This window comes from Streptomyces sp. NPDC037126 (assembly GCF_055605965.1).
Genome location: NZ_JBVJTD010000065.1, coordinates 1 through 9,199, shown reverse-complemented (window position 1 = coordinate 9,199; position 9,199 = coordinate 1). Strand labels below are relative to the sequence as shown.

The 9,199-nt window shown below is 66.3% G+C and carries 10 protein-coding genes; 4 read left to right on the top strand and 6 right to left on the bottom strand.

Annotation, left to right across the window (positions count from 1 at the left end):
• The first annotated feature begins 1,041 nt into the window (after window positions 1-1,041).
• The 3 genes from ACZ7FF_RS44600 (at window position 1,042) to ACZ7FF_RS44590 (ending at window position 2,766) form a co-directional block, all read left to right on the top strand.
• Window positions 1,042-1,800, top strand: a complete 759-nt coding sequence (locus ACZ7FF_RS44600) for a hypothetical protein (protein ID WP_470820447.1) — start codon at window positions 1,042-1,044, stop codon at window positions 1,798-1,800.
• The gene (locus ACZ7FF_RS44595; protein ID WP_266478542.1) at window positions 1,797-2,270 is read left to right on the top strand and encodes a helix-turn-helix domain-containing protein; all 474 of its coding nucleotides are present in this window, start codon (window positions 1,797-1,799) and stop codon (window positions 2,268-2,270) included. Before ACZ7FF_RS44600 ends, ACZ7FF_RS44595 begins: the two co-directional genes overlap by 4 nt.
• 340 nt (window positions 2,271-2,610) lie before the next feature.
• Window positions 2,611-2,766, top strand: a complete 156-nt coding sequence (locus ACZ7FF_RS44590) for a hypothetical protein (RefSeq protein WP_470820445.1) — start codon at window positions 2,611-2,613, stop codon at window positions 2,764-2,766.
• 1,006 nt (window positions 2,767-3,772) lie between these two features.
• On the opposite strand, the gene ACZ7FF_RS44585 is transcribed toward ACZ7FF_RS44590, so the two are convergent.
• From ACZ7FF_RS44585 to ACZ7FF_RS44575, 3 genes are all read right to left on the bottom strand, one after another.
• Window positions 3,773-4,045, bottom strand: coding sequence for a hypothetical protein (locus ACZ7FF_RS44585; RefSeq protein WP_437076418.1), 273 nt, complete (start codon window positions 4,043-4,045; stop codon window positions 3,773-3,775).
• Window positions 4,045-4,278, bottom strand: coding sequence for a hypothetical protein (locus ACZ7FF_RS44580; RefSeq protein WP_426602319.1), 234 nt, complete (start codon window positions 4,276-4,278; stop codon window positions 4,045-4,047). Before ACZ7FF_RS44580 ends, ACZ7FF_RS44585 begins: the two co-directional genes overlap by 1 nt.
• A 282-nt stretch (window positions 4,279-4,560) precedes the next feature.
• Entirely contained in the window at window positions 4,561-4,869 is a 309-nt protein-coding gene (locus ACZ7FF_RS44575) for a hypothetical protein (protein WP_470820442.1), read from the bottom strand.
• A 58-nt stretch (window positions 4,870-4,927) separates the two neighbouring features.
• Here ACZ7FF_RS44575 and ACZ7FF_RS44570 point away from each other — a divergent pair, with 58 nt between their 5' ends.
• Window positions 4,928-5,482: an AlbA family DNA-binding domain-containing protein gene (locus tag ACZ7FF_RS44570; RefSeq protein ID WP_470820440.1), complete on the top strand. Its 555-nt coding sequence runs from the start codon at window positions 4,928-4,930 to the stop codon at window positions 5,480-5,482.
• 101 nt (window positions 5,483-5,583) lie between these two features.
• On the opposite strand, the gene ACZ7FF_RS44565 is transcribed toward ACZ7FF_RS44570, so the two are convergent.
• From ACZ7FF_RS44565 to ACZ7FF_RS44555, 3 genes are all read right to left on the bottom strand, one after another.
• Complete coding sequence (locus ACZ7FF_RS44565) at window positions 5,584-5,820, bottom strand: hypothetical protein (RefSeq protein WP_470820438.1); 237 nt, start codon at window positions 5,818-5,820, stop codon at window positions 5,584-5,586.
• 208 nt (window positions 5,821-6,028) lie between these two features.
• Window positions 6,029-6,472: a hypothetical protein gene (locus ACZ7FF_RS44560; protein ID WP_470820436.1), complete on the bottom strand. Its 444-nt coding sequence runs from the start codon at window positions 6,470-6,472 to the stop codon at window positions 6,029-6,031.
• Window positions 6,473-7,570: 1,098 nt separating this feature from the next.
• Window positions 7,571-8,341 carry a transposase gene (locus ACZ7FF_RS44555; protein ID WP_470820434.1) on the bottom strand — a complete coding sequence of 257 codons (771 nt, stop codon included), beginning with the start codon at window positions 8,339-8,341 and terminating at the stop codon, window positions 7,571-7,573.
• Between the last annotated feature and the right edge of the window lie 858 nt (window positions 8,342-9,199).

Sequence of the window (9,199 nt, the reverse complement as noted above, 5' to 3'; positions counted from 1 at the left end):
CCCGCGGAGCGGGTACCACATCGCTGCGCGATGTGCAAGCGAACACCCGCGGTGCGCGCGGGTGTTGCGCTCCCGCTCCGCGGGAGACGCTGGCGGGTGGCTACGCCACCCGCACACCCTGCCTGCTGCGCAGGCAGGGTGACGGTCCGTCCGCTGCGCTCCCGGACCGGCGGGACTATGTCCCGCTACCAGGCTTCCGCTTCGCTCCAGCCTGGCCGGCGGGTCCGCTGCGCTCCCTCGCCTGACGGTCCCTCCGGCTGCGCCTCCAGAACCGTTGGGCCCGCTGACGCGGGCCGGGCTAGCTACGAGGGGTGGGGGTCTCTCGTTCGTGTGAGTTCCAGTGTAGCGCGCCATCAGATTGATGCAGCATGTACCGTTGGCGGAAAGACAGGACACCCCCAACCACACCTAGGTGTCGCACGATTTGATGAAACGTCAGCGGCCGCGTTTTGTCGATCAGTGACGCGAGAAATTACGAATTGAGCCGCGTCGGGCCAGCCACAGAACGGTACCTCAGATATGAGAAAGTATTGATTCAGGCGTGCGGAGGTACCGGAGCCGAACGGCCCCTCGGGCCGGGCGGCGGAACCCGTCACGGAGGCTGGCCCCGCATTCTGGTGCTTGTTCGTCACGGTCGGTACGGCCCGAGACTCAGAGCCGCTGGTGCCGCCTCCGGTCTGCGCGGGCCCACGGGCCCGCACGCGAAGCCGGCTCAGCCTGGGAGGGTCCGGTCGGCGCATGCAGGTGGACCTCAGCCACCTAATACTTACGCGGATCAAGAACCTGCTGGTCAGGGGCCTGCATATCCGGAGATCTGTCACCTCAGGAGGTACAGAACGTCTGCGATGTGTACCTCCTGAGGAGTCACATCGCAGACCGAATGTCAGCCAGGCCGACATTTTTGGGTGCGGAACGTCAGCCAGGCCGACGTTCGCGACGGCGTTCCGTCGAGCGGTCCGCCGTCGCCTGGAGGGGGAGATCTGTCCCCCCTGGGGGGACACAACACGCCGGAATGTCAGCGTGACCGACATATTTGTCGGCGTGGCTGACATACTGCTGCCGTCCAAGATCAGCGGAGTGGAGAGCAGCCTCGTGACACCGGAGCCGCAGCGCCGTCGTCCCGCACCGAAGCGCGCGCCGCGCCGTACACAGCTGCCTCCCGGTGATGAGATTCAGGCGTGGTCCAAGCCGGTGGAGCCGGTAGAGGACCTCGACTCGGTCGCTCGCCGCTACCCCCGCCGGAAGCTCTCGCTTAGCAGCGAGCGCAAACCGATGGAGTTCTACGACACCCCAGAGCGCCCCAAGGCGTTCTCCATGGACTCGCTGGAGTTCTTCTTCCTGATCGCGCAGTACTTCCGCGAGGCCCTGCCGCTGCGGCTGATCCTGCTGCTGATCGCCTGCCAGAAGGCTGGCGGGCGGATCCGGCTGACGCAGGAGGAGATGGCAACAGTCCTGGACGTGCCTCGCGCAAAGATCAACGAGGCGCTTCAGGAGATCATGAGCCATGGCATCGTTTTCAAGGTGCGCCGGGGCGTCTACCAGTTCAACCCGCCCTACTCGTACCGTGTAGCTGAGTTCATCCCGGGCACGGAGCTGGTCGAGGCTGAGTACGTGCAGGTTGATCAGGATCAGACGATCGCGAAGATCCGCAGGGACGAGAGTCTGCCGGATCTCGTGCGGTTCCCGTCGCTGGAGCACATGCGCGAGGCGATCGAGGAACTGCGGAAGCAGCGGGCCGAGGAACGCGCTGCACGCCGGCTTGCCCGTGCGCAGCGTCAGGAGGAGGGTTCAGCCCAGTGAGTACCTTGAAGTGGTCGGCGACCAACGCCGATGGTCTTCTCGCCGATCTGGACCTGCCACCCGCCGCCTACCGGGCGCTGCTGAAACTCCGGGCGCGCAGCGAGGCCGGCGGCCGGATCGCGATGGACCAGGCCACCCTCGGGGAGTTGCTCGGGCTGAGCCGCCCCAGCGTGAACGCCGCACTGCGGGAGCTAGAGCTGGCGAAGCTCGTCAAGAAGGTCCGCAACGGCGTTTATCAGATCAACCCGATGCTGGCCGGCTACAACTCCCCCGAGGATGCTCTGGACGCCGTCAAGGCGATGCCCAAGGCGGACCGGCTGGACAGCAAGACCTACGTGGCGGACTATCACCGGGCCGTCGCCGCCTATCAGGACCAGCTCGCCGAGCAGCGCAAGAAGCGTGCGGCCGCGGCCGCCGCGAAGAAGGCTGCGGCCGCCAAGAGGCGCGGTTCGCTGCACGCCGTCGGCTGACCCGGTCGGCACCTTTACACGGACATCGGTGCTGCGCCCTCCATGGGTGCAGCACCGTTGGTGTTCCCGGTGTCGCCGCCGACACCAAAGGTCCCCGTCCCGGTGGACAAAGTTTCTCCCGCACAGGGCCAAACCGATCGCCATCAGCTCGGTCGGCGCAGCTGGAGCAGCGAGTGTCGGGTCGCGATCGGGCGGCTCCCAGCGAGAGGCGCGGTAGCACCAGGTGAACCGGTTCGTTCTGGAGCAGCAGAACAACCGACGACGACTCCGGCGGCCCCGCTGTGACCGCGGAACAGAGCCGGGCGCACCACTTCGGCTTCGCCCACCACTTGGACGTGCCGTGGTCGCCTTCGAGGCGACGAAGTCGCTGTACGAGGTCACCCGCCGGGACGCCGCCGTCGACGTCGGCGTGTTCTTCGAGTGCGCGCTGCGGGCCTGCTCGTGTGGCAGCGGTCGACCCGCTGGCTCGCCGGTTGCAGCAGCCGCGACCGTGTAGCCGTCTTCATGGCAGCAGGCCGACCGCTGCACGGGTGAGGGCGGCCTTGCTACCCGCGCAGCACCCGTATGCCGCCTGGACCGTGCGAATGCTGCGCTGCACTCCTCACCGGACGTGCAGCAGACGCCTTGCACCCTTCACCACCAGGAGCAGCAAGGACGTCGCGACCGAGCAGCACGAGGCGCTGCACTCGGCCGGTGACAACCGTCGGCGGTCGCGGCCTGGCGGAGCAAAAAACGCGTCTTGCACCCCATTGGTAGGTACTACAGGTAGTACCTACGTGCGGGCTGAGTTTCCTTCCCTCTGAGAGCAGAGCTCGGGCCGGGAGCAGCGAGAAGCGGCGACCGAGGAGGGAGGGCGTGGCGCCCGTCGTGGGGCCCGCCGAGGGACAGGGCGGATTCACCGCCGCCCGAAGCGGTGTACACCGCTGTGAGCGCCTTCAGGGCCTTGATCGTCGCTCGGGAGCCCGGAGGGCGTCAGAGCGCCGCAGATGGCCGCGCAGCGCCGGGAAGGATCATGTGTGCCGGGCGGGCGGGTGGGACTCAGTGCAGATGGCGGCGGGTGGAGAGCGCCCGCGCTGCGAGCTTCGCCCTCAGGGGGAGAGATCTACAAGCCGCACATAGGTACTAACTACCTGTAGTACCTACCAATGGGGTGCAAGGCCGCCTCCGGACGGGCCCGCACCGAACCGCCGGCGCAGCGTCCGGAGGTCAGGGTGCAAGGGTGCAAGGCGGGCGGCGGGTTCGGCTGCGAGGTCTGCCCGGCTGTACTTCCGGTACTTCGCCTACGGCGGGTGAGGAAGAGCGCGCCCGTCACCTGGTCAGTTAGTCCTAGGTCTTCCTTGTACGCGAGCGCGCCCGTCACCTGGTCAGTTAGTCCTAGGTCTTCCTTGTACGCGAGCGATCCCTCATCAGGTGACAGACCCGATCCCTCACCAACCGACGGACATGCGGAGAGGTCCGCCGTGCCGGCAGCGCGCGGTCGGCCTGGTCCAGGACGTCGCGGGTCAGACCTCGAGGTAGGCGACGACGACGACGGTTCGAAGGGCGGTCACCCAGTACAGGAGGCGTACGCGCTCGACTTCGTCGGCGTACTCGCGCAGCTGGGGGCCGGCGGTGTCGCCGGGGATTGGCTCGCCGACGTCGGGGTCGACGGAGACGACGACCAGGGCGCGGTCCAGGGCGTGGATCTCCGCCTCGCTGGTGATGTTCTCCAGCTGCTTGGCGGCGGAGTCGGAGAAGGCGATCCGGGCGCGGCGGGGGCCGTGCTGCGGGGCCATCAGGCGACGGCCGGGCGCTGCCGGGCGAGGCGGGCGAGGTGGGCCTCGCGCAGCTCCTCCCACGGGGTGCACTGCTCGGGGTCGGGCAGGCCGTTGGTGGCGATGTCCTCCAGGACGGCGGCGAACCGGTCGGCGTCGGCGCGGGTCTTGGCCGCGTATGCGCGGACCGCGTCGGCGGCCGCGGGTTCCAACTGCTGTCGGGCGGTGTCGCCGGAAGCCGGCTGTTCGCTCATCGAGGGCTCCTGAGGGCAGAACTGGCGTTGCTCACCACGGTATCGCCGGGCAACCAGGCCGGGGAGCAGTCCGGAAGAACCCGGGCCGCGACTACGTTCCGTGCTGTCCCCGAGCGCGCGTGAGGCCCGATCCGGCTGTCACGCTCCCCTCGGCTCGAAAGCCAGCCTGGAGGCTCTGCAGGCATTCATAAAAGAATAAAAGGGGGCATATTTGCGGCGGCGTGACACCGGGCGTGACACTTTTCGGTGTGAGCGTGACGCTCCTGTCACGCTCACTCTGCGTCAACGTGACACGGATTCCGGACGTGCGGGCGGTCGGCCGGTGGTGGGGCCGGCCTGCTTCTCCCAGGCCGCACGCCAGATCGTCAGTTCGTCCTCGGTGTACCGGACGGTCTGCCCCTCCAGCTTGCCTTCGGGTACCGGGATGCCGCGCTCCGGGGAGCGCCTTCGCATGTAGGTGCGCGCCGTCGGTGCCTTCCACGGCAGGATGCCCTTCTCCCACGCCTCCTCGAGCGAGTTCCGGACCGGCACGGAGTCGCCGAAGGCGTCGTTCGCCGAGAGCGGCTGGCGGATCACCGGGGCCGCGTCCACGGGCTTTCTGTTGTCAAAACCCCAAGCGTGCTCACCCTCCGGGAATTACGCTGCCCGGATGGCACGATCGTGGACCCGGCTGCACGAATTCCTCGGCCACCCGCCGGGACCGGTGACGTACGAGATGGTCGCCGAGGCCGTTCAGCGGAAGCTCGGCGAGAGTGACGACCTGGACTGGAAGGAGGCCCTGCCGCCGGCCTCACCAGTTCCCGGCCAGTGGAACGAGTTCGCCAAGGACGTCGCCGCTATGGCCAACACCCGCGGCGGTCTGCTCGTCTACGGCGTCAGCGACACCATCGAGATGGTCGGCATCGACCTGAACGCGGTCAACGACAAGCAGCTGGGCCAGTGGCTGCGCGTCCATCTGCAGCCCACCGTGAGCGGCGTGCTGGACCGGCGAGATCACCGCCGCCCTCGAACGACTCGTGCTCCTGCCCAACCCGGGCTGACCAGCAGACTCCCCATCCCTACGACAGCACCGCCCGACCCGGTCAGTGGAACCCGGCGCCCACCCGACGCGGCAGTGGGGCCACCAGACTGCTCACCACCCGCCCCGGAAAGCGAAAAGGTCCGCCGACTCCGTCGACGGACCCCTACGAAAGATCGAGGCTAGAGCGGTGCTCATCAGGCCGCCGACTACCTACGGACTCGGCCGCTGCCTGCTATAGACGCGCCTCTGGTTCCGCCGAAAGCGTCAGTGGGAGCGCAGGTTGATCAGTCGATCCGCACGGCCTTGCAGACCCAGCGGCCCTTATGCCACGTGTGGTTCTCGTCGTAGTAGCCATAGGCCCACTGCCACTTGGTGCACTTACCGCTCGTGGGAACCGAGGCGGTCGTCGCGGCGGGGGCGGCTGCAGCGGCCGTACTTGCCGTGCTGATTGCGGTTCCGCCGACCAGCAGGAAGCAGGTCGCAACGCAGGCGAAGGCGCCCTTGGCGCGATGTGCTCGCATGTTTCTGCTCCTCTTCCACGTCCTCGTGCTGTCTCAGGATGAGAAGGGTGATCACGACCTAACGCCGAAGCGTGGCGTGCAGCACTAGCTGGGGCGCTGCGTGAAGCGGTGGGAGCACGACCCCCGCTGCCGCCCCCTGGCGGGTGGGAACACCTCCCGGGACACCTCACCTCTTTCGACGGTAACGGAACACCGCCGCAAGCTAACGTCAGAACGGGGCAACGAGGTAGGCCCCTTCAAGGCTTCCGGAATCATCTTCGTAGGAAGCTCGTGCGTCCACGTACACCGTTACCGTGGAACCAGTATCGTTCCTCCACACGAAAGTAGCCGTGTCATCTGAAACATCGACTTCCTGGGCGGTGTTGAGATATGTGGTTGCTGTCCGTGCTATGAAGTCGGCAGTCCACACGTCACCGCTGTCGTAGATGCGCACGTAGAGGCTGTCACCGGCAGGGACCTCTATCGGATTGCCGCAACTCTGCTGGACGCCGGAAACAACCGAGCAGGAGAACGGGGAACTTCCGGTTCCTTCTCTACTCAGAGATGGAGTGATGTCCGAGGCGGCACTCAAATTAGCCTGTGCCAGCCAGGCACTTAGTCCGGGAAGAGCCAGCAGTCCGGCTGTAACGGCGGATACCAGTAGTGTGCGCATGCCGCACCCCTAACGGTTTCAAGCAATACGCGCGAGTCGCCTTCACCGATGCAGATCCTCCATCAACGTACTCCGCCAAGCGACGTGTCGCATCTGGGAGGTGCGGCGATAAACCCACCGCATATGGCAGATTACGCTTGTAGGACTCGTTTCGCTCCGAACGGTGCCCTGTTCGTCGCCCCGCCAATGGCTTTACGGAGAGAGGAGCCTGATTTGTGCTGACGGCAACGGTGGCGGAAGACAACGGCACTCGACAGCACAGCACAGCACGGCACTGGCAAGGTACCGGCGGTCCACGCTACCAAGGGCCGCCCGCATCTTCTAATTGCCGGGCGCAGGGTGCTGCGGCCGGTGACCTGCGGGCGAATCCCAACGACTCGTTCCGAATTAAACCGCTGTCTGCACTGCTCTCAGGAATTCGATCCACGAGGGCACGTTTCGGGCTGAGCTGCAGCGTTCGGCGCAAGGGGTGCGGGGACTGCATGATTGCCTCATTTCGCGCTGCAAGGCGGGCGAGTTCGGCCAGGGTGGGAAGCCGATTACTCTTGGCTCCGTTGCGGGAGACATGCGCAGGAGCAAGGTTCCAAAGAGCGTCCAGGTCTGGGCCGCACGCGCCAAGATCCGACGCTGCCCAAGCGACGCATCAGGGAGAACGGGAAGACATGGTCGGCAGCCATGGCGTCCCCCGAGGCCAAGACCTGACCGCAGATCAGGCAGCGACCGTGTTGAAAACCGACCGTTGCCTCAACGATGCCGGTCACCGAGCGGCGTCGACGTTTGTCGGTGATCTTAAGTGTGTCCCAGTCGACCGTGACACCTTCCTCGACCAGGCTGCGCCCGACGCCGGCAGCAAAGGAACTCTCCACGATGCTCCAGCGCGCGCCCAGCTCGGCAGCCAGACTTGAGACCTGCTCCGACTGTGCCAGTCGGAGCAGGTCCGGAGTCAAGCGCACGACGCTGGGCGCCCGCACTGGGCTGGCCTGCCGCCGACCGCTCGCCGGGGTGAGTGAAGTTCTCGCCTGTACCGACCATGGCCTCAAGCTAAGGCTTGTCCCGTAAATGATCTCTGACGTGGTGGGTGACCTGCTCGTTTCTCCGTCATCCGGCCAGAGTGAGGTTGTGCAGTCGGGCGATGCCGAGCATGGCGTGGTGGACGCCGTCGCCTTTCAGACGGCAGTCGCGGAGGATCTCCCAGGTCTTCATGCGGGCGAAGGCGTGCTCGACGCGTGCGCGGACCCTGCGGTGGGAGGTGTTGTGTTCTTCTTTCCAGGCTGGGAGTTCGGTCTGGCCCCGCTCGCGGCGGTGCGGGATGACAAGACCGGTGCCCCGGTAGCCGCCGTCCGCGATCACGGTGGTCTTACCGACGGCGTCCTTGGCGCCGGACAGTTCCCACGCCTTGCAGTCGTTGCGGTTGCCGGGCAGCGGCCGTCCGACGGCGACCACGAGCCGGGTATCAGCGTCGATGACGACCTGGTGATTGGTCGAATACCGGTAGTTCTTCGACTGCTCGGCGATGCTGTGGTCCCGGGTGGGCACCAGGGTTCCGTCCACGATCAACACCGTGTCCTTCCGGAACCGCTTGCGTTGCTGCAGTGCCAGCGCCGGCCCAAGGTGGTTGACGATGCGGTCCGCCGCAGACTTCGACACCCCGAACCGCGGCGCGAGTTGGCGCAGTGTCAGGTTGGTTCGCCAGTACGCGGCGACCAGCAGGACCCGGTCCTCCAGCGGCAGGCTCCAGGGCCGGCCCTTGCGGACCGGGTCCGCGCCCTCGCGTCGCAACGCGGTGAGAACCTTGCCGAACTGACGCGGGCTCAGCCCCGTGAACGGCGTTATCCAGGACGGCTCCGACGCCGTGATCACACCAGCCACACCAAGATCATCTCACCCGTGACCAGCAGTTACGGGACAAGTCTTAGGGGAACGCACTGACAACGGCCTACGCGCAAAGACAAAGGCATCTGCGCTCCGAGACAGGACGCCAGGTGTCGTGTCCGACTGTCCGGCTAGACCTCTGACCTGCAGAAATGGGTGGGACAGCGGGATTCACCAGTGTCCCACCTGTCCGACCTGGGTAGCGGGCTGCAACACCCCGGGGTGTTGCAGCCCCTCAGGTCGTCGCCTGCCCCCGGGCCTAAACAGGCGGAGGTGATCTCGTGCCTCTCTGCCGCGCATGTGTGAGGGGCGTGTGAGCGAGTGGAGTTCACGCACCCCGAGCGGCTACCTTGCAGGTCAGAGCCATAGTCGAGGACGTCATCAGCATGCTCTCCGGAGCCGTGTGCGCAGGTTCGAATCCTGCCGGGGGCACCCAGCATGAGGTGCCCAAAGACCCCGTCACCAGCGGAAACGCTGAGGCCGGGGTCTTCGCGTATGTGCAGGCGTAGGCAGCGCTGAGCGGCCCTAGCCTCGGGCTTTCATGAAGCGGGCTGTCCGACAGGCGGTCAGGAAAGCGGAAAGCGCCTCTGTCCAGCAAGAATGAGGATTGTCTAGGTCCTTGTTCCCGCTGAAGCCAGAGGCACTTCCCAGGTGAAGCACCCTATCGGGTCCTATCCCCGTGTCCGCGTCCAGGACGACGGCCGCCAGGTCGTCACCCAGGCCGGATCGGTCCTGCTCGTCGAAACAGTTCGCAAGATCGGGTTCTGGCTCACTTTCCGTGGAGGGCTGACTGAGTGTGATGTCAGCGGTGTGTGGTGGGATGGCCGGACTCTGCTGCTGTGATCTGCTGGGAGA

Coding starts and splice junctions, on each gene's coding strand:
- ACZ7FF_RS44580 (WP_426602319.1), bottom strand. CDS start 4,278: ATGAGCGAACAGCCGGCTTCCGGCGACACCGCCCGACAGCAGTTGGAA.
- ACZ7FF_RS44565 (WP_470820438.1), bottom strand. CDS start 5,820: ATGCGAGCACATCGCGCCAAGGGCGCCTTCGCCTGCGTTGCGACCTGC.
- ACZ7FF_RS44570 (WP_470820440.1), top strand. CDS start 4,928: ATGGCACGATCGTGGACCCGGCTGCACGAATTCCTCGGCCACCCGCCG.
- ACZ7FF_RS44560 (WP_470820436.1), bottom strand. CDS start 6,472: ATGCGCACACTACTGGTATCCGCCGTTACAGCCGGACTGCTGGCTCTT.
- ACZ7FF_RS44585 (WP_437076418.1), bottom strand. CDS start 4,045: ATGGCCCCGCAGCACGGCCCCCGCCGCGCCCGGATCGCCTTCTCCGAC.